Origin of the sequence: Mycolicibacterium llatzerense, assembly GCF_025331195.1 — a bacterium.
GTDB classification, from domain to species: Bacteria; Actinomycetota; Actinomycetes; order Mycobacteriales; family Mycobacteriaceae; genus Mycobacterium; species Mycobacterium llatzerense.
Genome location: NZ_LXOV01000001.1, coordinates 2,498,752 through 2,521,111 on the forward strand (window position 1 = coordinate 2,498,752; position 22,360 = coordinate 2,521,111).

Sequence of the window (22,360 nt, forward strand, 5' to 3'; positions counted from 1 at the left end):
CGCAGGCCGCCATCCTCGAAGACCTCAACAGGACCGGTCGCTCCGACGACCCGGTGACGGCTCAGATTCCGCGGGCCTGATCCGCGGAACGTCGAAAATCGCGCCCGGGCTGCCTCAGTCCGGGCGCGATTTCTGTCGACGAGGGTGCAGGCAGATCGCGAAATCTCCCCCCGGGGTGCGCTGAGCGCACGCCCGAGCGTGTTGCGAGGGCGGCAACGCCGGTGATCTTGGTCACGGCAGGTCCGTCGGCGGCGACGTGCGAGTGGCGCCGCGGGGCCCGCTGGGTCACGATGGCAGCGGCCCGGATCGCAATTTGCCGGTAAAACTCCACACCAAACACCGTGGCAACTCTTGACTGAGGCCCGCAAACGGGCCAATCTGTTGGGCAGCATGTATTCAAGGGTTCTCGGCGCCAGCCAGCGTCAACCGATCAAACCCTTCATCAAGCATGCCGTGGTTGAGGAATGCGCCGTCCTACGCTAATGTTGGACGTTGCGCTGGCTGCATCCTGCCCACCTCACCCGCACCTGACACCTTCTAGCCTGAGCCCTGCTCAGTGATCTAGTCGCGTGCCCTGTGTCTTGTAAGGCCCGGACTGTGAGAACGCCAGCCGGACCGACACAGATAGAGCGGCACTTCGGACCGGTTTCGACCGGCACCGGAACAGTCGCATCAGGTGCTGGAAGGACGCATCTTGGCAGTCTCTCGCGAGAGCAAGTCAGTAGATTCCAACAACTCCGTCCCAGGAGCGCCGAACCGAGTCTCGTTCGCCAAGCTGCGCGAACCGCTCGAGGTTCCGGGCTTGCTCGACGTGCAGACGGATTCTTTCGAGTGGCTGATCGGTTCCGACCGCTGGCGCGCGAAGGCAGTCGATCGCGGCGACATCAACCCCGTCGGTGGCCTCGAAGAGGTCCTCGCCGAGCTGTCGCCCATCGAGGACTTCGCCGGCACTCTGTCGCTGAGCTTCTCCGACCCGCGCTTCGACGAGGTCAAGGCCCCGGTCGACGAGTGCAAGGAAAAGGACCAGACGTACGCGGCCCCGCTGTTCGTCACGGCTGAGTTCATCAACAACACCACTGGCGAGATCAAGAGCCAGACGGTCTTCATGGGCGACTTCCCGATGATGACCGAAAAGGGCACCTTCATCATCAACGGCACCGAGCGCGTCGTCGTCTCGCAGCTCGTCCGTTCGCCCGGTGTGTACTTCGATGAGTCCATCGACAAGGCCACCGAGAAGACCCTGCACAGCGTCAAGGTCATCCCGGGCCGTGGCGCCTGGCTGGAGTTCGACGTCGACAAGCGCGACACCGTCGGTGTCCGCATCGACCGCAAGCGTCGCCAGCCGGTCACCGTGCTGCTGAAGGCGCTCGGCTGGACCAGCGAGCAGATCCGCGAGCGCTTCGGCTTCTCCGAGATCATGATGGGCACCCTCGAGAAGGACCCGACCGCCGGTCCCGACGAGGCCCTGCTGGATATCTACCGGAAGCTGCGCCCGGGCGAGCCGCCGACCAAGGAGTCGGCGCAGACCCTGCTGGAGAACCTGTTCTTCAAGGAGAAGCGTTACGACCTGGCCCGCGTGGGCCGGTACAAGGTCAACAAGAAGCTGGGCCTGCACGACGGCAACCCGGCTCAGGTGACCGCGACGACGCTGACCGAAGAGGACATCGTCGCCACCATCGAGTACCTGGTGCGCCTGCACGACGGTGACACCAAGATGACCGCCCCCGGCGGCGTCGAGGTCCCCGTCGAGGTCGACGACATCGACCACTTCGGCAACCGTCGTCTGCGTACCGTGGGCGAGCTGATCCAGAACCAGATCCGGGTCGGCCTGTCGCGTATGGAGCGCGTCGTGCGTGAGCGCATGACCACCCAGGACGTCGAGGCGATCACTCCGCAGACCCTGATCAACATCCGTCCCGTCGTGGCGGCGATCAAGGAGTTCTTCGGAACCAGCCAGCTGTCGCAGTTCATGGACCAGAACAACCCGCTGTCGGGTCTGACCCACAAGCGTCGTCTGTCGGCGCTGGGCCCCGGTGGTCTGTCCCGTGAGCGTGCCGGCCTCGAGGTCCGCGACGTCCACTCGTCGCACTACGGCCGCATGTGCCCGATCGAGACCCCTGAAGGCCCGAACATCGGTCTGATCGGTTCGCTGTCGGTGTACGCACGGGTGAACCCGTTCGGCTTCATCGAGACCCCGTACCGCAAGGTCGTCGAGGGCGTCGTCACCGACCAGATCGACTACCTGACCGCCGACGAGGAGGACCGCCACGTCGTGGCGCAGGCCAACTCGCCGCTGGACGATGCCGGCCGCTTCACCGAGGACAAGATCCTCGTCCGCCGTAAGGGTGGCGAGGTCGAGTTCGTGACGGCCAACGACGTCGACTACATGGACGTCTCGCCGCGCCAGATGGTGTCCGTCGCAACCGCGATGATCCCGTTCCTGGAGCACGACGACGCCAACCGCGCCCTGATGGGTGCCAACATGCAGCGCCAGGCGGTTCCGCTGGTGCGCAGCGAGGCCCCGCTGGTCGGTACCGGTATGGAGCTGCGTGCCGCCATCGACGCCGGTGACGTCGTCGTCGCCGACAAGTCGGGCGTCATCGAAGAGGTCTCCGCCGACTACGTCACCGTCATGGCTGACGACGGCTCGCGGCACACCTACCGGATGCGCAAGTTCAACCGCTCCAACCACGGCACGTGCGCCAACCAGCGCCCGATCGTGGACTCGGGGCAGCGCGTCGAGGCCGGCCAGGTCATCGCCGACGGTCCTTGCACCGAGAACGGTGAGATGGCCCTCGGTAAGAACCTGCTCGTGGCGATCATGCCGTGGGAAGGCCACAACTACGAGGACGCCATCATCCTGAGCCAGCGGCTCGTGGAGCAGGACGTGCTCACCTCGATCCACATCGAGGAGCACGAGATCGATGCCCGCGACACCAAGCTGGGCGCCGAGGAGATCACCCGGGACATCCCGAACGTCTCCGACGAGGTGCTGGCTGACCTCGACGAGCGCGGCATCGTCCGCATCGGCGCCGAGGTCCGCGACGGCGACATCCTGGTCGGCAAGGTCACCCCGAAGGGTGAGACCGAGCTGACCCCGGAAGAGCGTCTGCTGCGTGCCATCTTCGGTGAGAAGGCCCGTGAGGTCCGCGACACCTCGCTGAAGGTGCCGCACGGTGAGTCCGGCAAGGTCATCGGCGTCCGCGTGTTCTCGCGCGAGGACGACGACGATCTGCCCGCCGGTGTCAACGAGCTGGTCCGCGTCTACGTGGCCCAGAAGCGCAAGATCTCCGACGGTGACAAGCTCGCCGGCCGCCACGGCAACAAGGGCGTCATCGGCAAGATCCTCCCGCAGGAGGACATGCCGTTCATGCCTGACGGCACCCCGGTGGACATCATCCTGAACACCCACGGTGTGCCGCGTCGTATGAACATCGGCCAGATCTTGGAAACCCACCTCGGGTGGGTCGCCAAGGCCGGCTGGAACATCGAAGGCGAGCCGGAGTGGGCAGCGAACCTGCCCGAAGGCATGCACAGCGCCCCGCGCGACAGCATCGTCGCCACCCCGGTGTTCGACGGTGCCCGCGAAGGCGAGTTGGAGGGCCTGCTGGGCTCGACGCTGCCGAACCGTGACGGCGACGTCATGGTCAACGCCGAGGGCAAGTCGATGCTGTTCGACGGTCGGTCGGGTGAGCCGTTCCCGTACCCGGTGACGGTCGGCTACATGTACATCCTGAAGCTGCACCACTTGGTCGACGACAAGATTCACGCGCGTTCGACCGGCCCGTACTCGATGATCACCCAGCAGCCGCTCGGTGGTAAGGCGCAGTTCGGTGGCCAGCGGTTCGGTGAGATGGAGTGCTGGGCCATGCAGGCCTACGGTGCGGCCTACACGCTGCAGGAGCTACTGACCATCAAGTCCGACGACACCGTCGGGCGCGTGAAGGTCTACGAGGCGATCGTCAAGGGCGAGAACATCCCGGAGCCGGGTATCCCGGAGTCGTTCAAGGTTCTGCTCAAGGAACTCCAGTCGCTGTGCCTCAACGTCGAGGTGCTGTCTTCGGACGGCGCCGCGATCGAGATGCGCGACAGCGATGACGAGGACCTGGAGCGCACCGCTGCGAATTTGGGTATCAACCTGTCGCGGAACGAGTCCGCGTCTGTTGAAGACCTCGCCTAGTCAACCGTCCGTAGTCAGCTTTTTCTGATTCATACACCCGCAAGGGGAAAGGGAGTTACGTGCTAGACGTCAACTTCTTCGATGAACTCCGCATCGGCCTGGCCACCGCGGAAGACATCCGTAATTGGTCCTTCGGCGAGGTCAAGAAGCCGGAGACCATCAACTACCGCACGCTCAAGCCCGAAAAGGACGGCCTGTTCTGCGAGAAGATCTTCGGACCGACTCGCGACTGGGAGTGCTACTGCGGTAAGTACAAGCGCGTCCGCTTCAAGGGCATCGTCTGCGAGCGCTGTGGCGTCGAGGTGACTCGCGCCAAGGTGCGTCGTGAGCGCATGGGCCACATCGAGCTGGCGGCTCCGGTCACCCACATCTGGTACTTCAAGGGCGTTCCGTCGCGCTTGGGCTACCTGCTGGACCTGGCCCCGAAGGATCTGGAAAAGATCATCTACTTCGCGGCCTACGTGATCACCGCGGTCGACACCGAGATGCGGCACAACGAGCTGTCCACGCTCGAGGCCGAGATGGTCGTCGAGAAGAAGGCTGTGGAAGATCAGCGGGACCTCGATCTCGCCGAGCGTTCGCAGAAGCTCGAGGCCGACCTCGCCGAGCTGGAGCGCGATGGCGCCAAGTCCGACGTGCGCCGCAAGGTGCGCGACGGTGGCGAGCGCGAGATGCGTCAGCTCCGCGACCGGGCCCAGCGTGAGCTGGACCGGCTCGACGAGATCTGGACCACCTTCAGCAAGCTGGCGCCGAAGCAGCTCATCGTCGACGAGGTGCTCTACCGCGAGCTGCAGGACCGCTACGGCGAGTACTTCCAGGGCGCCATGGGTGCCGAGTCGATCAAGAAGCTCATCGAGACCTTCGACATCGACGCCGAGGCCGAGTCGCTGCGCGACACCATCAAGAACGGCAAGGGCCAGAAGAAGCTTCGCGCCCTCAAGCGTCTGAAGGTTGTCGCCGCGTTCCAGACGAACCGCAACTCGCCCATGGGCATGGTGCTGGACGCCGTTCCGGTGATCCCGCCGGAGCTGCGCCCGATGGTTCAGCTCGACGGTGGCCGCTTCGCGACCTCCGACCTGAACGACCTGTACCGCCGCGTCATCAACCGCAACAACCGGTTGAAGCGACTGATCGACCTCGGCGCGCCCGAGATCATCGTCAACAACGAGAAGCGCATGCTGCAGGAGTCTGTGGACGCGCTGTTCGACAACGGCCGTCGTGGCCGGCCGGTCACCGGTCCGGGCAACCGTCCGCTCAAGTCGCTGTCCGACCTGCTCAAGGGCAAGCAGGGCCGCTTCCGTCAGAACCTGCTGGGCAAGCGCGTCGACTACTCGGGCCGTTCGGTCATCGTCGTCGGCCCGCAGCTCAAGCTGCACCAGTGTGGTCTGCCGAAGCTGATGGCCCTCGAGCTGTTCAAGCCGTTCGTGATGAAGCGTCTGGTCGACCTGAACCACGCGCAGAACATCAAGAGCGCCAAGCGCATGGTCGAGCGTCAGCGTCCCCAGGTTTGGGATGTCCTCGAAGAGGTCATCGCCGAGCACCCGGTGCTGCTGAACCGTGCACCTACGCTGCACCGCCTGGGTATCCAGGCCTTCGAGCCGCAGCTGGTGGAAGGCAAGGCCATCCAGCTGCACCCGCTGGTGTGTGAGGCGTTCAACGCCGACTTCGACGGTGACCAGATGGCAGTCCACCTGCCGCTGTCCGCCGAGGCGCAGGCCGAGGCACGCATCCTGATGCTGTCGTCGAACAACATCCTGTCTCCCGCGTCGGGCCGCCCGCTGGCCATGCCGCGTCTGGACATGGTGACCGGTCTGTACTTCCTGACCACCCTCATCGAGGGTGACACCGGCGAGTTCGTGCCGGCCAGCAAGGACGGTGCCGAGCAGGGCGTCTACAGCAGCCCGGCCGAGGCCATCATGGCCATGGACCGCGGTGCGCTGTCGGTGCGCGCGAAGATCAAGATTCGGTTGACGCACCTGCGTCCGCCGGCCGAGATCGAGGCTCAGCTGTTCGAGAACGGCTGGAAGCCGGGCGACGCCTGGACCGCGGAGACCACCCTGGGCCGCGTGCTGTTCAACGAGCTGCTGCCGAAGGGCTACGCGTTCGTCGACAAGCAGATGCACAAGAAGGTGCAGGCGGCGATCATCAACGATCTCGCCGAGCGGTACCCGATGATCGTCGTGGCGCAGACCGTCGACAAGCTGAAGGATGCCGGTTTCCACTGGGCGACCCGCTCGGGCGTGACGGTCTCGATGGCCGACGTTCTGGTGCCGCCGCAGAAGGCGGAGATCCTGGAGCGCTACGAGGGCCAGGCCGACGCGATCGAGAAGAAGTACCAGCGCGGTGGTCTGAACCACGACGAGCGCAACGGTGAACTGGTCAAGATCTGGCAGCAGGCCACGGAAGAGGTCGGTAAGGCCCTGGAGGCCTACTACCCGGAGGACAACCCGATCATCACGATCGTGAAGTCGGGCGCCACCGGTAACCTCACCCAGACCCGCACCCTGGCGGGCATGAAGGGTCTGGTGACGAACCCGAAGGGTGAGTTCATCCCGCGGCCCATCAAGTCCTCGTTCCGCGAGGGCCTGACGGTGTTGGAGTACTTCATCAACACCCACGGTGCTCGTAAGGGTCTGGCCGATACCGCTCTGCGTACCGCCGACTCGGGTTACCTGACCCGTCGTCTGGTCGACGTGTCGCAGGACGTCATCGTCCGCGAGACCGACTGTGAGACCGAACGCGGCGTGATGGTGACGCTGGCCGAGGCTCAGGCCGACGGTTCGCTGGTGCGTGACGCCCACATCGAGACCTCCGCGTACGCGCGGACCCTGGCCACCGATGCGGTCGACGCCAACGGCAACGTTGTCGTCGAGCGTGGCCACGATCTCGGTGACCCGGCGATCGAGGCACTGCTGGCTGCGGGTATCTCGCAGGTCAAGGTGCGTTCGGTGCTGACCTGTGCCACCGGCACCGGTGTTTGCGCCAAGTGCTACGGCCGCTCGATGGCCACCGGCAAGCTGGTCGACATCGGCGAGGCCGTCGGCATCGTCGCCGCCCAGTCCATCGGTGAGCCCGGTACGCAGCTGACCATGCGTACCTTCCACCAGGGTGGCGTCGGTGACGACATCACCGGTGGTCTGCCGCGCGTCCAGGAGCTGTTCGAGGCCCGCGTGCCCCGCAACGTCGCTCCGATCGCCGACGTGGCCGGCCGGATTCGCCTGGAAGAAGACGACAAGTTCTACAAGATCACCATCGTTCCCGACGATGGTGGCGAGGAAGTCGTCTACGACAAGCTGCCCCGCCGTAACCGTCGCCTGCGTGTGTTCAAGCACGACGACGGCACCGAGCGCCTGTTGGCCGATGGTGACCACGTCGAGGTCGGCCAGCAGCTCATGGAGGGTTCGGCGAACCCCCACGAGGTGCTCCGCGTCCAGGGCCCCCGCGAGGTGCAGATTCACCTCGTCAAGGAGGTCCAGGAGGTCTACCGCGCACAGGGTGTGTCGATCCACGACAAGCACATCGAGGTCATCGTCCGGCAGATGCTGCGTCGCGTGACGATCATCGACTCGGGTTCGACGGAGTTCCTGCCCGGCTCGCTGACCGAGCGCAGCGAGTTCGAGTCGGAGAACCGCCGCGTCGTGGCCGAGGGCAACGAGCCCGCGGCCGGACGTCCGGTGCTGATGGGTATCACGAAGGCATCGCTGGCCACGGACTCGTGGCTGTCGGCGGCGTCGTTCCAGGAGACCACTCGCGTGCTGACCGATGCGGCGATCAACTGCCGTAGCGACAAGCTGCAGGGTCTGAAGGAGAACGTGATCATCGGTAAGTTGATCCCGGCTGGTACGGGCATTAACCGGTACCGCAACATCCAGGTCCAGCCGACCGAGGAAGCCCGCGCTGCGGCGTACACGATCCCGTCCTACGAGGATCAGTACTACAGCCCGGACTTCGGTCAGGCCACTGGTGCTGCCGTGCCGCTGGATGACTACGGCTACAGCGACTACCGCTAGCCAGTGACGCGGGGAATCATTCCCCGCCGACGTGGAAACCCCCAAAACCTTCGGGTTTTGGGGGTTTTCGCGTCTGCTGGGCAGTTAGTTGGCGAGCAGGTTGACCGCGCCGGTGAACACTTTCGGCAGGGCGGCTGCGGCCGGGACGATGCGGGACCGCACGGCAGGAACCGCCCCGGCCCGGACCAGCGCCTCGGTCAGCAGCCGGTAGCGGCGGGTGAGGCTCCGCCAGCGACGGTCGTATTCGTCCACCCGGTCCCGGACGACACAGTCGACCAGCGCCTCGGCTGCGCTGAACGCCAACCCCAGACCTTCACCGGTCAGCGCGTCGACGTAGCCGGCGGCGTCGCCGACCAGGAGCACCCGGCCCGCGACCCGGGTGTGCACCTGCTGCCGCAACGGGCCCGCCGCGAGGTCGGGCCCGAATTCATGTCCCTCGACGCGCTGGCGCAATTCGTCGAACGCCGTGAACTTCGCCTCGAAACCTCCACGACCCGCGGACAGGATCGCGATGCCGACGCAGTCGTCGGCCACCGGCGTCACGTACGCCTCGGCCTCGCGGCTCCAGTGCACCTCGACGTTGTGGGTCCACGGCGCCAACTGCACGTGCCGGCGGATACCCCAGCGACGTGGGCCGGCGGCCGGCCGCGCCAACCCGACGTCGCGACGGATCGGGGAGTGCAGTCCGTCGGCCGCCACCAGATAGCGGGCCCGGAGCTCACCGGCGTGAACACCGTCGGCGTCCTGGGTGATCGCACCGGCCGCACCCTGGACGAACTTCACCCCGGCCGCCCGGGCCGCGTCGGACATCGCGGCGTGCAGCGTCGTCCGGCGCACCCCGCGGCCCACGCCGCCACGGAACGCGGCCTCGACCCGCGTCGCACCCGCGTGATAGCTGATGCCGCGCAGCGCCCGGCCGGGCGCCACCACACCCAGCCGGTCGAGATGCGCGAGGGAGTGCGGCATCATCCCTTCCCCGCAGGCCTTGTCCAACGTGCCGGGACGGCGCTCGACGACAACCGCCTCCAGTCCGGCGCGCGCCGCGTAGAGCGACGTCGCGAGCCCCGCCGGACCGCCGCCGACCACCAGGAGGTCGATCACGACAGGCTCGCCAGCGCGGCGTTCTCGACGCGCAGCCGGGTGCGCAGCAGCAGTGCATTGAGCACCGTGAACACCGTGGCCGTCAGCCACGCGGTGTGGACCAGCGGCAGCGCGAACCCCTCGATCACCACTGCCACGTAATTGGGGTGCGGCAGCCACCGGTACGGACCGGCGACCACCCGCGACGCGCCAGGGATGACGATGACGCGCGTGTTCCACTGCGGCCCGAGCGTGCCGATGCACCACCACCGCAGCCCTTGCGCCGCGAGCACCGCGGTCAACATCGGCCAGCCCAGCGCGGGGATGAACGGCCGATCGAGCAGCAGTGGTTCGAGTACGCACGCCACCAGCAACCCGATGTGCAGCACGACCATGAACGGGTAGTGGCCGAAGCCGTACTCGGTGCCGCCGCGCGCCAGCGACCAGGCGAGGTTGCGCTTGGAGACCACGAGCTCGACGAGCCGTTCGACTGCGACGGCCGCGATCAGCGTCAGGTACCAAGTCACCGGATCAGCGCCACCGCAGCAGGACCAGCTCGGAGCAGAAGCCAGGGCCCATGGCCATCATCAGGCCGAGGCTGCCCGCGGGCGGACGTTTGGCGATGGTGTCGTGCAGGACGTGCAGCACCGACGCCGACGACAGGTTGCCCACCTCGGCCAGCGACCGCCACGTCAGCTCGAGCGCATCGTCGGGCAGGCCCAGCGTCGCGGTGATCGCCTCGATCACCTTGGGCCCGCCCGGGTGGCTGACCCACGTGCGGATGTCTGCGGTCTCGAGGCCATGTGCGGCAAGGAAATTGGTGACGTCGTCGCCGAGGTAGGTCTCGATGACCTTCGGCACGTCGGGGGAGAGCACCAGGCGGAAGCCGCTCGAATCGATATCCCAGCCCATCGTGCGTTCGGAGTCGGGGTAGAGGTGGCTGCGCGAGTCGAGCACTTCCGGCCCGGCGGCGTCGACGGTCGTGGCGCGGCGGTCGCCGACCATGACGACGGCGCCGGCTCCGTCGCCGAACAAGCTGGAGCCGACGACGGTCGCCATCGACGGTTCGGCTTTCGGCATCAGGGAGCACAGCTCCACCGCCAGCAGCACCGCGACATCGTCGGGCGCTCCGCGCAGGTAGTCGTTGACCCGGGCCACTCCGGCGGCCCCGGCGACGCAACCCAGCCCGAACAGCGGCACCCGTCGGATATCGGGGCGCAGGCCGATCAGACCGGCGATCCGGGCGTCCAGCGTCGGCACCGCCACCCCGGTGACGGTGGTGGTGTAGATGACGTCGACGTCGGCGGGTTTCAGTCCGGCATCGTCGAGAGCACCCTGGATCGCGGCGCACCCGAGGGCCACGGCGTGCTCGATGAAGACGTCGTTGGCGCGGCCGAAGTCGGTCAGGCCGGGATAGTCCGCAAGCGGTAGGACCGTGTGCCGGGTTTCGACTCTGGCACTGCGGTGCAGTTTGCGGATCGCGTCCTCGTGCGCGGCGTAGCCGGGAAGCTCCAGCAGCGCATCGGTGATTTGTTCCTGGGTGTATCGGTGGGGCGGCAGTTCGCTACGGACACTTGCGATTACGCTCATCATCCCTCCTATACCTAGATCACGAGATCGGGGCCGGACGGGTTCATCCCGGCTCGCGAGACAACTAGGCTGGGCCACATGCTGATTGGTTCGCACGTCGACAACACCGATCCTCTGGCCGCGGCCGCTGCCGACGGCGCCGATGTGGTGCAGTTCTTCCTGGGGAACCCGCAGAGCTGGAAGAAGCCCGCGCCCCGCGAGGATGCAGAAGTGCTGCGGGCGTCCACGGTGCCGCTGTACGTCCACGCGCCGTACCTGATCAACGTCGCGTCGGCCAACAACAAGGTGCGCATCCCGTCGCGCAAGATTTTGCAGGACACCTGCGACGCCGCGTCCGAGATCGGCGCGACGGCCGTGATCGTGCACGGCGGGCACGCCGACGACAACGACATGGATGCCGGCTTCGAGCGCTGGGTGAAGGCGCTCGACGCGCTCAAGACCGACATGCCGGTGTACCTGGAGAACACCGCCGGCGGTGAGCACGCCATGGCGCGGCACTTCGACACCATCGCCCGGCTGTGGGACCGCATCGGGGACAAGGGCATCGGTTTCTGTCTGGATACCTGCCATGCCTGGGCTGCGGGGGAGGCGTTGGTCGACGCCGTCGAGCGCATCAAGACCATCACCGGCCGCATCGATCTGGTGCACTGCAACGACTCGCGCGACGCCGCAGGCTCGGGGGCCGACCGGCACGCCAATTTCGGCATGGGCCAGATCGATCCGCAGTTGCTGGCAGCCGTGGTGCGCGCCGCGGCTGCTCCGGTCATCTGCGAGACGTCCGAGGACGGCCGCAAAGACGACATCGCGTTCCTCCGCGAGAACGTTTAGTCGGCACCGCTAATTGTGATAAACCCTTCGGGTGCGAGACGCCAACACTGAGGTAGCAGAGACACCCGACGCCGGTTACGAGCGCGGCCTATCTGCGCGAACTGTGCAGATGATCGCGATCGGCGGGGCCATCGGCACCGGCCTGTTCTACGGAGCGGGCGGCGCCATCGAGAAGGCCGGCCCGGCGCTGATCCTGGCCTACCTGACCGCGGGTCTGGCCGTGTTCGTCATCATGCGGGCGCTCGGTGAGTTGCTGGTGTACCGCCCGGTGTCGGGCAGCATCTCGGAGTACGCCGAGGAGTTCATGGGCCGCTTCGCCGGCTTCGCGAACGGGTGGACGTACTGGGCGGTGTGGGCCACGACGTGCATGGCCGAGATCACCGTCGCCGGCAAGTACGTGCAGTACTGGCCGTGGGGACACGACATCCCGCAGTGGGTGACGGCGCTGGTCGTCCTGCTGGTGCTGTTCACGGCGAACCTGATCTCGGTGAAGATCTTCGGCGAGGCCGAGTTCTGGTTCTCGATGATCAAGGTGACCGCGATCATCGGCATGATCCTCATCGGCATCGGGGTGCTGCTGCCCATCGCCGGTTTCGGCCCGGTCACCGGCCCGAGCCTGAGCAACCTGTGGAACGACGGCGGCTTCTTCCCGACGGGCTTCAGCTCGGCGTTGCTGAGCCTGCAGATCGTGGTGTTCGCCTACGTCGGTGTGGAGCTGGTCGGTGTCACCGCGGGCGAGGCCGAGAACCCGAAGGTGACGCTGCGCAAGGCCATCAACACGCTGCCGTTCCGCATCGGCCTGTTCTATGTCGGCGCGCTGATCGTCATCCTGTCGGTGCAGGGCTGGCGGAACTACCACGCCGGGCAGAGCCCGTTCGTCGCGGTGTTCCAGTACCTGAACATCCCGGCGGCCGCGGGCATCGTGAACTTCATCCTGCTGACGGCGGCGCTGTCGTCGTGCAACTCGGGTATCTATTCGACGGGCCGCATGGTGCGCAGCCTGGCCCAGCGCGGTGACGCACCCGCCGGTCTGCAGGCGCTGAGCAGCCGGCATGTGCCGATGCTGGCCATCTGCTTCTCGGTCCTCACCATGGGCGTCGGCGTCCTGGTGAACTACCTGTCGCCGGACAAGGCGTTCGCCTACATCACCTCGGTGTCGACCATCGGCATCATCTTCGTGTGGGGCTCGATCCTGGTGTCGCACTTGATCTATCGCCAGCGGGTGGCCGCCGGCGTGCTGCCGGCGTCGGACTACCGCCTGCCGGGGGCGCCGTACACGACGTTCCTGGCGCTCGGGTTCCTGGCGCTCGTGGTCGTGCTGCTGTTCTTCACCGATGACGGCCGGACCGCGATTCTGGTGGGTGCCATCTGGTTCGTCATCGTGACGCTGGGGTACTTCGTGCACCGCGGCGACCGTGCCACCGAGGTCGTGACGCGGCACTAGCGAATCGCAGCCCCGACGCGGCACCGCCTACGGCTGCAACGACAGCCAGGTGCCGTGGTTGGCGATGCGCAGGGCGGCGGTGATACCGGCGTCGTCGAAGGCGCGTGCGATGTCGTCGCGGCCTTCGGTGAAGTGTGCCCAACCGTCGTAGTGGACCGGGATGTTGACCGGGGCGCCCAGAACCGCGGCGGCGGCCGCGGTTCGGATGCTGTCGAGACTGACCGCTCGATGCCGGAACTTTCCGGGCACGCGGGCGGCGCCGGCGTGCAGGATGGCTGCGTCGATGGTGCCGACGCGACGGGCGATCTCGGCGACAGTGCGAAGGGAGGCGTTGTCGCCGCTGATGTAGACGGTGGGCACCGTGCTGCCGGAAAGCACGAACCCGATGACTTCGCAGTTGACGTACCCGTCGGGGTCCCGGTCACCGTCTTCGGGACCGTGGACGGCAGGGACGGCGGTGACGTTGAACTCGCCGGTATCGGGCCGGGTGAGGGTGTAGGTGCTCCACGGTCGCAATCCAACGGCTGGGCTGCCTAGGCGTCTGGCTCCGCCCATGGTGGTGAGCAGCAACGGCGCGTTCTTGGCGAAGGCGCGGCCGCGCTCGTCGAAGTTGTCAGCGTGGTTGTCGTGGCTGACGAGGACGACGTCGACGGCGCCGATTTGTTCCTCTGTGACGGCCGGGCCTTGGGTTTTCGTCAAGTACCCCTGTGGCCCGGGGGCGTCGAAGGTCGGGTCGCTGACGATGCGTAGTCCGCCGAGATCGAGCACGGTGGTCGGGCCGCCGACAACCAATGCAGCACAACCTTGTTGGGCCAGAGGCATGGTGGGGCTCCTGGGAGTTGCGTGTCTGCTGACCGCCGGCACTCATCGGTCAGCTCCGTCGCGAGTGTATTGAGATTTTTTCCAGTTGATCGCCCGACCGCGTTCCGCCATTCATATATACAGTTCTTGTGCGACTGTTGGGAAAGTGTAATAGTGGGGACATGGCTGATACGCATGTCGTCACCAATCAGGTTCCCCCGCTGCAGGACTACAACCCCGCTACCTTCCCGGCGCTGGCCGAGGCCCTGATCCGCGAAGGCGGGGAGTGGGGCGTCGACGAGGTTCACGAGGTCGGCGCCCTCGGTGGCAGCCGGGTCGCGCAGCGCTGGGGTGAACTGGCGGACCGCAACGTCCCGATCCTGCACACGCACGATCGCTACGGGCACCGCGTCGACGAGGTCGAATACGACCCCGCCTACCACCAGCTGATGACTGCCGCGGTGAAGCACGGTCTGCACGGGGCCCCGTGGGCCGACGACCGTCCCGGCGCACACGTCGTCCGCGCGGCGAAGATGTCGGCCTGGACCCCCGAACCGGGCCACGTCTGCCCGATCTCGATGACCTACGCCGTCGTCCCGGCGCTGCGGTTCAAGCCCGAACTGTCCAAGGTCTACGAACCGCTGCTGACCAGCCGCGTGTACGACCCCGAGCTGAAAGTGCCTGGCACCAAAGCGGGTATCACCGCGGGCATGTCGATGACCGAGAAGCAGGGCGGCTCCGACGTCCGTGCCGGCACCACCCAGGCCACCCCCAACGGCGACGGCACCTACTCGCTGCGCGGCCACAAGTGGTTCACCTCGGCGCCGATGGGCGACATGTTCCTGGTGCTGGCCCAGGCACCCGGCGGGCTGTCCTGCTTCTTCCTGCCCCGGGTGCTGCCCGACGGCACGCGCAACCGCATGTTCATCCAGCGGCTCAAGGACAAGCTCGGCAACCACGCCAATGCCTCCAGCGAGATCGAGTACGACGGTGCGACGGTCTGGCTGGTCGGCGAGGAGGGCCGCGGCGTCCCGACCATCATCGAGATGGTCAACCTGACCCGCCTGGACTGCACGCTGGGCAGCGCCACCAGCATGCGGACGGGCCTGACCCAGGCCGTGCACCACGCCCAGCACCGCAAGGCGTTCGGCGCCTACCTGATCGATCAGCCGCTGATGCGCAACGTGCTCGCCGACATGGCGGTCGAAGCCGAGGCCGCCACCATGCTGGCGATGCGGATGGCCGGCGCCACCGACCGGGCCGTCCGCGGTGACGAGCGCGAAAGCCTGTTCCGCCGAATCGGTTTGGCCGCGGCCAAGTACTGGGTGTGCAAGCGCGCGACGCCGCACGCCGCGGAGGCCATGGAGTGCTTCGGCGGCAACGGCTACGCCGAGGAATCCGGCATGCCGCGGCTCTACCGCGAGGCCCCGCTGATGGGCATCTGGGAAGGCTCGGGCAATGTCAGCGCGCTGGACACCCTCCGCGCCATGGTGACCAAGCCCGAGTGCGTCGAGGTGCTGTTCGACGAGTTGGCGCAGGCCCAGGACCCCCGCCTGGACGCGCACGTCAGCGCGCTCAAGGCGCAGCTCACCGATCCGCAGACCATGGAATACCGCGGACGCAAGGTGGCCGAGGACATTTCGCTGGCCCTGCAGGGCGCGCTGCTGGTGCGGCACGGTCACCCCGCGGTGGCCGAGGCATTTCTCGTCAGCCGCCTCGACCGCCAGTGGGGTGGCGCCTTCGGCACGCTGCCCACCGGCCTCGACCTGGCGCCGATCATCGAACGGGCCCTGGTCAAGGGCTGAATTTCTACTGCCGAGCAGTCCCCCAGAGGGAGGTGCCCCCAACAAAACTGTCCCAAAACGCCCGTTTTGGACAGTTTTGCGTCTGCTCGCGGGAAGGCTGAGCTGGTGGATTTCGACAACCTGAAGACCATGACCTACGAGGTCGCCGACCGGGTCGCCCGGATCACGTTCAATCGTCCTGAGAAGGGCAACTCGATCGTCGCGGACACCCCGCTGGAATTGGCCGCCTGCGTCGAGCGGGCCGACCTCGATCCGAACGTGCACGTGATCCTGGTGTCCGGCCGGGGTGAAGGGTTTTGTGCCGGGTTCGACTTGAGCGCCTACGCCGACGGCACGGGAGCCGCCGGCGGTTCGGAACACCAGGGCACCGTGCTCGACGGCCACACCCAGGCCGTCAACCATCTGCCGAATCAGCCCTGGGATCCGATGATCGACTACCAGATGATGAGCCGGTTCGTCCGTGGCTTCTCCAGCCTGATGCACTGCGACAAGCCGACCGTCGTGAAGATCCACGGCTACTGCGTGGCCGGCGGCACCGACATCGCGCTGCACGCCGACCAGGTGATCGCGGCGTCCGACGCCAAGATCGGCTACCCGCCGATGCGGGTGTGGGGCGTGCCCGCCGGCGGGCTGTGGGCGCACCGACTGGGCGACCAGCGTGCGAAACGCCTGCTGTTCACCGGGGATTGCATCACCGGGGCGCAGGCCGCCGAGTGGGGCTTGGCCGTCGAGGCGCCCGAGCCCGAAGAACTCGATGAACGCACCGAGCGCCTCGTCGCACGCATTGCGGCCATGCCGGTCAACCAGCTGATCATGGCGAAGCTGGCGTGCAACACCTCGTTGCTGCAGCAGGGGGTTGCGACCAGCCGGATGGTCAGCACGGTGTTCGACGGCATCGCCCGGCATACGCCCGAAGGTCATGCGTTCGTCGCCGACGCCGTCGAGCACGGGTTCCGGCAGGCGGTGCGGCACCGCGACGATCCGTACGGGGATGCAGGCCGGGTTGCCTCCGGGGTCTGACAGCCATGGCTGATCTGAAGCGGATGACCGCGCGGTCGGTGGTGCTCAGCGTGCTGCTGGGCGCTCATCCGGCGTGGGCGTCCGCGGCCGAGTTGGTCCGGCTCACTTCGGATTTCGACATCAAGGAGCAGACGCTGCGGGTGGCGCTGACCAGGATGGTCAGCGCCGGTGACCTGGTGCGTTCGGCCGACGGTTACCGGCTCGCCGACCGCCTGCTGGCACGGCAACGACGGCAGGACGCCGCCATCGACCCCAAGACCCGCCCATGGCACGGCGACTGGGTGACCGTCGTCATCACCACGGTCGGCGCCGATGCCCGGACCCGCGCCGACCTGCGAAACGACCTGTTGCAGAACAGGTTCGCCGAACTCCGCGAGGGCGTGTGGCTGCGCCCGGCCAATCTCGCCGGTGACCTCCCGGAAGAGGTCACGGCGAATGCCCGGGTCCTGACCAGCCGGGACGACGACCCCGCGGGGCTGGCCGCCGTGCTGTGGGATCTGCCCGCCTGGATCACCACCGCACGTCAACTGCTCGACGAAATCGGCTCGGCACCAGATGTGCCCGGCCGGTTCGTGGCGGCGGCCGCGATCGTGCGGCACCTGCTGGCCGACCCGGTACTGCCCGCCGAACTGCTCCCGGACGACTGGCCGGGTACGCAGCTGCGGCAGGCCTACTCAGACTTCGCCGCCGAACTGACCGGCCGGCGCGACGAACCGATGGAGGCAATATGACCGAACCAGTGCGGGTCGAGAAGAACGGGCCGGTGACGACGGTCATCATCGACCGGCCCGGCGCCCGCAACGCTGTCAACGGGCCGACGGCGGCGGCGCTGTACCAGGCGTTCGACGATTTCGACCGCGACGATTCCGCGGCGGTCGCGGTGCTGTGGGGAGACCATGGAACCTTCTGCGCCGGAGCCGATCTCAAGGCGTTCGGTACCCCGGAGATGAACCAGACGCACCGGACGGGGCCGGGGCCGATGGGCCCGAGCCGGATGATGCTGTCCAAGCCGGTGATCGCCGCGGTCAGCGGCTATGCCGTCGCCGGCGGACTGGAGCTGGCGGTGTGGTGCGACCTGCGCGTCGTCGAGGAGGACGCCACCTTCGGCGTGTTCTGCCGGCGCTGGGGTGTTCCGCTCATCGACGGTGGCACGGTCCGGTTGCCGCGGCTGATCGGGCACAGCCGCGCCATGGATTTGATCCTCACCGGCCGCGCCGTGGACGCCGCCGAGGCGCTGCAGATCGGTCTGGCCAACCGGGTCGTGCCGCACGGGCAGGCCCGTGAGAAGGCCGAAGAGTTGGCCCACCAGTTGGCCGCGCTGCCGCAGTTGTGTCTGCGCGCCGATCGGCTGTCCGCGTTGCGGCAGTGGGGCGAATCCGAGGAATCCGCAATGGAATTCGAGTTCGCCAGCCTCGCGCAGGTGGCCGAGGAGTCGCTCGCGGGCGCGCAGCGGTTCGCCGGGGGAGCGGGCCGGCACGGCGCCACAGCGTGAGGGCTGTCGTTAGCCCTTGCTGACGGTGTTGCCGGTCCCGGTGTTGTTGACCTTCGGTGCCCCGTCCTTGTAGGTGACGGTGGCGTGCATGCCGACGACGTCGAGCTCCTGGTCGACCTTTTCGAAGGTCACCTTGTTGTCGGTGCCGCCGATGTTCGCCTTCGCGCAGGTGCCCTTGACGGTCAGCGTGTTGTTGGCGCCGCCCACGGTCAGCGATTTGCCGGTGCCGCAATCGATTTCCCGGGTGGTGCCCACCGCGCTGTAGTTGATGGTGTTGCCGACCTCGACCTGCGCCGTGGTCGGCGCCGCCGCCGAGGTGCCTGCCGTGCCGGCGGCGCTCGAGCCGGTGCCACCGGTCTTGTTGTCCTGCGATCCGCAGCCGGTCAGCACCAGCGCGGCAGCGGCGACGACGCCCGCCGCGATTGCGATTCGGTTGGGGTTCATGGGGTATCCCTCCCTGTCGGCGTTACCGGCACCTGGTGCGGGCCCCGGTCAGGGAATCTTGTTCAGCCGATTTCCCAAACCGAGTTGGCGCCCGATGTCGATGAGTGCCGGATCCCCATTGTGGAATATGACCGTCTGATTGAACCCGTAAGCGGTGACGTCATTGACGATCGTGTCGGCGATGATCGTGTTGGACGAGCCCTGGACGGTCACTGCCCAGCAGGTGCCGAAAGCGTTGATGGTGTTGCCGCTGCCGTTGACGAAGAGGGTGCCACCGTGGCAGTCGATGGACTGCGTGATGCCCTGGCCGACGATGTGGGTGTCGTCGTTGACCGCAGCGGCGTTCGGTGCGCCGACCGTGAACGGGACCGTCAGCAGTCCGGCAACCAATGCGGTTCCCCACGCTTTGCGACTCACGATGGTTCCCTTCGTTCTGGCCTGGCGATGATGTGCGCCGTTGTTCGGCATCTGGGAGCCTACGTTGCGGAGTACGTGCTGCGGAGTAGGTTCGTCCGTTCTGTGGGACTCCCAATGAGACGCGGTTACAAGATTCGCCGAATTGGCGACGTATCTGCAGCGTCTAGAGGTTAGAGTCATTAGTTAACTGGCCGCGCCGCGGTCGATGGAACCCAAGATCGAACACCGGAGGATCGGGCAGATGGCACCTCGGCCAGAGTCGCAAGCGGTTGGGGATGCCCGACCGGCTGCGCCGGCACGGTCGCGGGCGACTGCACGCACCACCAAGCTCAGCCGGGACTCGATCGTGGCCGCGGCCCTCACGTTCCTCGATCGCGAGGGCTGGGATTCGCTGACCATCAATGCCCTGGCCAACCAGCTGGGCACCAAGGGTCCGTCGCTATATAACCACGTGCAGAGCCTCGATGACCTGCGTCGCACGGTCCGGATGCGCGTCATCGACGACATCATCGGCATGCTCAACACCGTCGGCGAGGGCCGTAGCCGCGACGACGCGGTGATGGCGATGGCCAGTGCCTACCGCAGCTATGCCCATCACCATCCGGGCCGGTACTCGGCGTTCACCCGGATGCCGCTGGGCGGCGACGACCCGGAGTACACCGCGGCGACGCACGCGGCGGCCGGGCCGGTGATCGCGGTCCTGGCGTCATACGGACTCGACGGCGAGAACGCCTTCTATGCGGCGCTGGAGTTCTGGTCGGCACTACACGGTTTCGTCCTGCTGGAGATGACGGGCGTGATGGACGGCGTCGACACCGACGCGGTGTTCACCGACATGGTGGTGCGACTGGCGCGAGGGATGAACGAGCGCGACTCGGCTTGATCAGGGGAGCGCGTGATGTCTGACGACCACAGCGGGTGGCAGCCACCGCAACCGCCTCAGTCACCGGAAACGACGCCGGGCTTCCTGCCGCCGCCCGCACCCCCGCCGCCCGCACCCCCGCCGGGCTACCTGCCGCCGGGGATGGTGCCCGCATGGCCGCGGCAACCCGTCGCCGCGCAGTCCGGCGTACCCCGCTGGCTGGTCGCCCTGGTCTTGGCGGTGCTGGTACTGAGTTATGGCGCGACGGTGTTCTTCACCAAGGACATCTGGCGCGCCGGCGAACCCCGGCCCGTCGTCCAGGCGTCGTTGCAGATTCAGCAGCAGCCAGGAACGGCACCGACCCCGGACGCGCTGGCACAGACGCGCAAGGTCGTCGAATCGCGGCTCGGGCACCTCGGCGGGCACGACGTCGCCGTCGGGCTGGACGGGAACACCCTCAAGGTCACCGCGACCGACGTGACCGAAGCGCAGCTACGGGGCGTCACCGCCACGGGCCGCCTCTATATAAGGCCGGTGATCCACGCGATCCCAGCGCAGCCCGACCCGACGTACCCATCGCCGTCGCCGCAGACCCCGCAGGTGGCCGACAGTCAGCGCATCGCTGACGAGAAGGCACTGCGGCAGAGTGCGCAGCCACAGATCCAGCTGCTGGCGCTGCAGTTCCAGGCGACCCGCTGCGATCAGCCGGATCAGCTGGCCGACCACGACGACCCGAATCTGCCGCTGATCACCTGCTCCGACGACCACAAACAGGTGTATCTGCTGGACAAGTCGATCATCGGCGGCGACCAGATCAAGGACGCCTCGGCCCGCCAGGGTGGGCAGCGCGGCGACTACGTCGTCTTCGTGACCTTCGACGACAAGGCCGCCGATATCTGGTCGACGTTCACCAGCGCCAACATCGGTGCCCGGGCCGCCTTCACCGTCGACACCCAGGTGGTCAGCGCGCCGGCGCTGCTGGAGCCCATGACGACCGGACGCACCCAGATCCATGGGCAGTTCACCGCCGATTCGGCGAAGTCGTTTGCCGCGGTGGTGGCCGGCGGGGCCCTGCCGTTGCCGGTATCGGTGCAGTCGGTGCAGACGAAACAGATCGCCCCATCGTTCTGGTCGGTGCCTCGGATCGCGGTTCTCGGCGGCGGGGTGGTGGTGATCTTCGCGGTCATCCTCGGAGTCGTTCTGATGAGCCGACGGGCGTTCCGCCAGGGATAAGGTGTTGATCACCGTCCCGGCCGCACCGCCCTGACCTGCGGTTTGAGTCCTCTGGGCGAGTTTGGATCGTGGCGGTCCGTACTGGTATCGTGGTGGTTCGTGCCTGGCCGACTGGGCGCTTGCATTCATTGTGTTTGTAGGCAAGCCTGCACGCCGGGCCAATTCGCATGTCCGTGGTGCACCGCAAGGTTTGTACCTGGCCTCGTGCGACACGCCCGGACGCGGGGTATGCGATCGGACGAAAACAGCAGTACAGAGTCTTAAACCGCAGTACGACACGCAATAGAGAAAGCCGATAGATGCCAACCATCAACCAGCTGGTCCGCAAGGGTCGCCACGACAAGACCGCCAAGGTCAAGACCGCGGCGCTCAAGGGCAGCCCGCAGCGCCGTGGTGTGTGCACCCGCGTGTACACCACCACCCCCAAGAAGCCGAACTCGGCTCTGCGCAAGGTCGCCCGCGTGAAGCTGACGAGCCAGGTTGAGGTCACGGCCTACATCCCGGGTGAAGGCCACAACCTGCAGGAGCACTCGATGGTGCTCGTGCGTGGCGGTCGTGTGAAGGACCTCCCCGGTGTGCGTTACAAGATCATCCGCGGCTCGCTGGACACCCAGGGTGTGAAGAACCGCAAGCAAGCACGCAGCCGCTATGGCGCCAAGAAGGAGAAGAGCTAATGCCACGCAAGGGCCCCGCGCCGAAGCGGCCGCTGGTCAACGACCCGGTCTACGGTTCGCAGCTGGTTACCCAGCTCGTCAACAAGGTGCTGCTGGACGGCAAGAAGTCGCTGGCCGAGCGCATCGTCTACGGCGCCCTTGAGCAGGCTCGCGAGAAGACCGGCACCGACCCCGTCGTGACGCTGAAGCGCGCCATGGACAACGTCAAGCCGTCCCTCGAGGTCCGCAGCCGCCGCGTCGGTGGCGCGACCTACCAGGTGCCGGTTGAGGTCCGTCCGGACCGTTCGACCACCCTGGCGCTGCGCTGGCTGGTCAGCTTCTCGAAGGCTCGCCGCGAGAAGACCATGGTCGAGCGTCTGGCCAACGAAATCCTGGACGCCAGCAATGGCCTGGGTGCCGCCGTCAAGCGACGTGAGGACACCCACAAGATGGCCGAGGCGAACCGGGCCTTCGCGCACTACCGCTGGTGACTCAATCGCC

Annotated in this window: 18 protein-coding genes; 12 read left to right on the forward strand and 6 right to left on the reverse strand. The window is 66.9% G+C overall.

Annotated elements, in window-relative coordinates; translation table 11 throughout:
• The first annotated feature begins 676 nt into the window (after window positions 1–676).
• On the forward strand, window positions 677–4,180 hold the full coding sequence (gene rpoB / locus A7G45_RS12325; RefSeq protein ID WP_260937337.1) for a DNA-directed RNA polymerase subunit beta: 3,504 nt from the start codon (window positions 677–679) through the stop codon (window positions 4,178–4,180).
• A 59-nt stretch (window positions 4,181–4,239) separates the two neighbouring features.
• Window positions 4,240–8,190 carry a DNA-directed RNA polymerase subunit beta' gene (locus A7G45_RS12330; protein WP_043401650.1) on the forward strand — a complete coding sequence of 1,317 codons (3,951 nt, stop codon included), beginning with the start codon at window positions 4,240–4,242 and terminating at the stop codon, window positions 8,188–8,190.
• An 84-nt stretch (window positions 8,191–8,274) separates the two neighbouring features.
• Here the strand turns inward: A7G45_RS12330 and A7G45_RS12335 are convergent, their stop codons facing one another.
• Genes A7G45_RS12335 through A7G45_RS12345 form a run of 3 tightly spaced genes read right to left on the reverse strand, consistent with a single transcriptional unit; the run spans window position 8,275 to window position 10,860 of the window.
• Window positions 8,275–9,291, reverse strand: coding sequence for an NAD(P)/FAD-dependent oxidoreductase (locus A7G45_RS12335; protein ID WP_260937338.1), 1,017 nt, complete (start codon window positions 9,289–9,291; stop codon window positions 8,275–8,277).
• Window positions 9,288–9,797: an isoprenylcysteine carboxyl methyltransferase family protein gene (locus A7G45_RS12340; RefSeq protein ID WP_260937340.1), complete on the reverse strand. Its 510-nt coding sequence runs from the start codon at window positions 9,795–9,797 to the stop codon at window positions 9,288–9,290. Before A7G45_RS12340 ends, A7G45_RS12335 begins: the two co-directional genes overlap by 4 nt.
• A 4-nt stretch (window positions 9,798–9,801) precedes the next feature.
• Window positions 9,802–10,860: a type III polyketide synthase gene (locus A7G45_RS12345; protein ID WP_260937342.1), complete on the reverse strand. Its 1,059-nt coding sequence runs from the start codon at window positions 10,858–10,860 to the stop codon at window positions 9,802–9,804.
• 78 nt (window positions 10,861–10,938) lie between these two features.
• Here A7G45_RS12345 and A7G45_RS12350 point away from each other — a divergent pair, with 78 nt between their 5' ends.
• Complete coding sequence (locus A7G45_RS12350; RefSeq protein WP_043984431.1) at window positions 10,939–11,688, forward strand: deoxyribonuclease IV; 750 nt, start codon at window positions 10,939–10,941, stop codon at window positions 11,686–11,688.
• A gap of 31 nt (window positions 11,689–11,719) precedes the next feature.
• The gene (locus A7G45_RS12355; RefSeq protein ID WP_260937346.1) at window positions 11,720–13,132 is read left to right on the forward strand and encodes an amino acid permease; all 1,413 of its coding nucleotides are present in this window, start codon (window positions 11,720–11,722) and stop codon (window positions 13,130–13,132) included.
• Window positions 13,133–13,159: 27 nt separating this feature from the next.
• On the opposite strand, the gene A7G45_RS12360 is transcribed toward A7G45_RS12355, so the two are convergent.
• Window positions 13,160–13,954 (reverse strand): MBL fold metallo-hydrolase, encoded by a 795-nt coding sequence (locus tag A7G45_RS12360; protein ID WP_260937348.1) that lies wholly within the window; start codon window positions 13,952–13,954, stop codon window positions 13,160–13,162.
• 161 nt (window positions 13,955–14,115) lie between these two features.
• Here A7G45_RS12360 and A7G45_RS12365 point away from each other — a divergent pair, with 161 nt between their 5' ends.
• The 4 genes from A7G45_RS12365 (at window position 14,116) to A7G45_RS12380 (ending at window position 18,250) form a co-directional block, all read left to right on the forward strand.
• Window positions 14,116–15,738, forward strand: a complete 1,623-nt coding sequence (locus tag A7G45_RS12365) for an acyl-CoA dehydrogenase family protein (RefSeq protein WP_260937350.1) — start codon at window positions 14,116–14,118, stop codon at window positions 15,736–15,738.
• 102 nt (window positions 15,739–15,840) lie between these two features.
• On the forward strand, window positions 15,841–16,758 hold the full coding sequence (locus A7G45_RS12370; RefSeq protein ID WP_260938138.1) for a crotonase/enoyl-CoA hydratase family protein: 918 nt from the start codon (window positions 15,841–15,843) through the stop codon (window positions 16,756–16,758).
• A gap of 14 nt (window positions 16,759–16,772) precedes the next feature.
• The gene (locus tag A7G45_RS12375) at window positions 16,773–17,489 is read left to right on the forward strand and encodes a PaaX family transcriptional regulator C-terminal domain-containing protein (protein WP_260938140.1); all 717 of its coding nucleotides are present in this window, start codon (window positions 16,773–16,775) and stop codon (window positions 17,487–17,489) included.
• Window positions 17,486–18,250: a crotonase/enoyl-CoA hydratase family protein gene (locus A7G45_RS12380; protein WP_260937351.1), complete on the forward strand. Its 765-nt coding sequence runs from the start codon at window positions 17,486–17,488 to the stop codon at window positions 18,248–18,250. Before A7G45_RS12375 ends, A7G45_RS12380 begins: the two co-directional genes overlap by 4 nt.
• Before the next feature lie 9 nt (window positions 18,251–18,259).
• Here the strand turns inward: A7G45_RS12380 and A7G45_RS12385 are convergent, their stop codons facing one another.
• Window positions 18,260–18,694: a DUF3060 domain-containing protein gene (locus A7G45_RS12385; RefSeq protein ID WP_043984437.1), complete on the reverse strand. Its 435-nt coding sequence runs from the start codon at window positions 18,692–18,694 to the stop codon at window positions 18,260–18,262.
• Window positions 18,695–18,742: 48 nt separating this feature from the next.
• Complete coding sequence (locus A7G45_RS12390; RefSeq protein ID WP_377042028.1) at window positions 18,743–19,111, reverse strand: DUF3060 domain-containing protein; 369 nt, start codon at window positions 19,109–19,111, stop codon at window positions 18,743–18,745.
• Between the two features lie 241 nt (window positions 19,112–19,352).
• On the opposite strand from A7G45_RS12390, the gene A7G45_RS12395 reads away from it, so the two are divergent.
• The 4 genes from A7G45_RS12395 (at window position 19,353) to rpsG (ending at window position 22,350) form a co-directional block, all read left to right on the forward strand.
• Window positions 19,353–19,994, forward strand: coding sequence for a TetR/AcrR family transcriptional regulator (locus A7G45_RS12395; RefSeq protein ID WP_043402168.1), 642 nt, complete (start codon window positions 19,353–19,355; stop codon window positions 19,992–19,994).
• 15 nt (window positions 19,995–20,009) lie between these two features.
• On the forward strand, window positions 20,010–21,206 hold the full coding sequence (locus A7G45_RS12400; RefSeq protein ID WP_260937354.1) for a SecDF P1 head subdomain-containing protein: 1,197 nt from the start codon (window positions 20,010–20,012) through the stop codon (window positions 21,204–21,206).
• Between the two features lie 299 nt (window positions 21,207–21,505).
• Window positions 21,506–21,880: a 30S ribosomal protein S12 gene (gene rpsL, locus A7G45_RS12405; RefSeq protein WP_020101371.1), complete on the forward strand. Its 375-nt coding sequence runs from the start codon at window positions 21,506–21,508 to the stop codon at window positions 21,878–21,880.
• The gene (gene rpsG, locus A7G45_RS12410) at window positions 21,880–22,350 is read left to right on the forward strand and encodes a 30S ribosomal protein S7 (protein ID WP_020101372.1); all 471 of its coding nucleotides are present in this window, start codon (window positions 21,880–21,882) and stop codon (window positions 22,348–22,350) included. Before rpsL ends, rpsG begins: the two co-directional genes overlap by 1 nt.
• Window positions 22,351–22,360 lie beyond the last annotated feature (10 nt).

What these genes read in the sequence shown, in the direction of transcription:
- A7G45_RS12345 (WP_260937342.1), bottom strand. Translation starts at nt 10,860, where the DNA reads ATGAGCGTAATCGCAAGTGTCCGTAGCGAACTGCCGCCCCACCGATAC.
- A7G45_RS12350 (WP_043984431.1), top strand. Translation starts at nt 10,939, where the DNA reads ATGCTGATTGGTTCGCACGTCGACAACACCGATCCTCTGGCCGCGGCC.
- A7G45_RS12360 (WP_260937348.1), bottom strand. Translation starts at nt 13,954, where the DNA reads ATGCCTCTGGCCCAACAAGGTTGTGCTGCATTGGTTGTCGGCGGCCCG.
- A7G45_RS12365 (WP_260937350.1), top strand. Translation starts at nt 14,116, where the DNA reads ATGGCTGATACGCATGTCGTCACCAATCAGGTTCCCCCGCTGCAGGAC.
- A7G45_RS12380 (WP_260937351.1), top strand. Translation starts at nt 17,486, where the DNA reads ATGACCGAACCAGTGCGGGTCGAGAAGAACGGGCCGGTGACGACGGTC.
- A7G45_RS12385 (WP_043984437.1), bottom strand. Translation starts at nt 18,694, where the DNA reads ATGAACCCCAACCGAATCGCAATCGCGGCGGGCGTCGTCGCCGCTGCC.
- A7G45_RS12395 (WP_043402168.1), top strand. Translation starts at nt 19,353, where the DNA reads ATGGCACCTCGGCCAGAGTCGCAAGCGGTTGGGGATGCCCGACCGGCT.
- A7G45_RS12400 (WP_260937354.1), top strand. Translation starts at nt 20,010, where the DNA reads ATGTCTGACGACCACAGCGGGTGGCAGCCACCGCAACCGCCTCAGTCA.
- rpsL (WP_020101371.1), top strand. Translation starts at nt 21,506, where the DNA reads ATGCCAACCATCAACCAGCTGGTCCGCAAGGGTCGCCACGACAAGACC.
- rpsG (WP_020101372.1), top strand. Translation starts at nt 21,880, where the DNA reads ATGCCACGCAAGGGCCCCGCGCCGAAGCGGCCGCTGGTCAACGACCCG.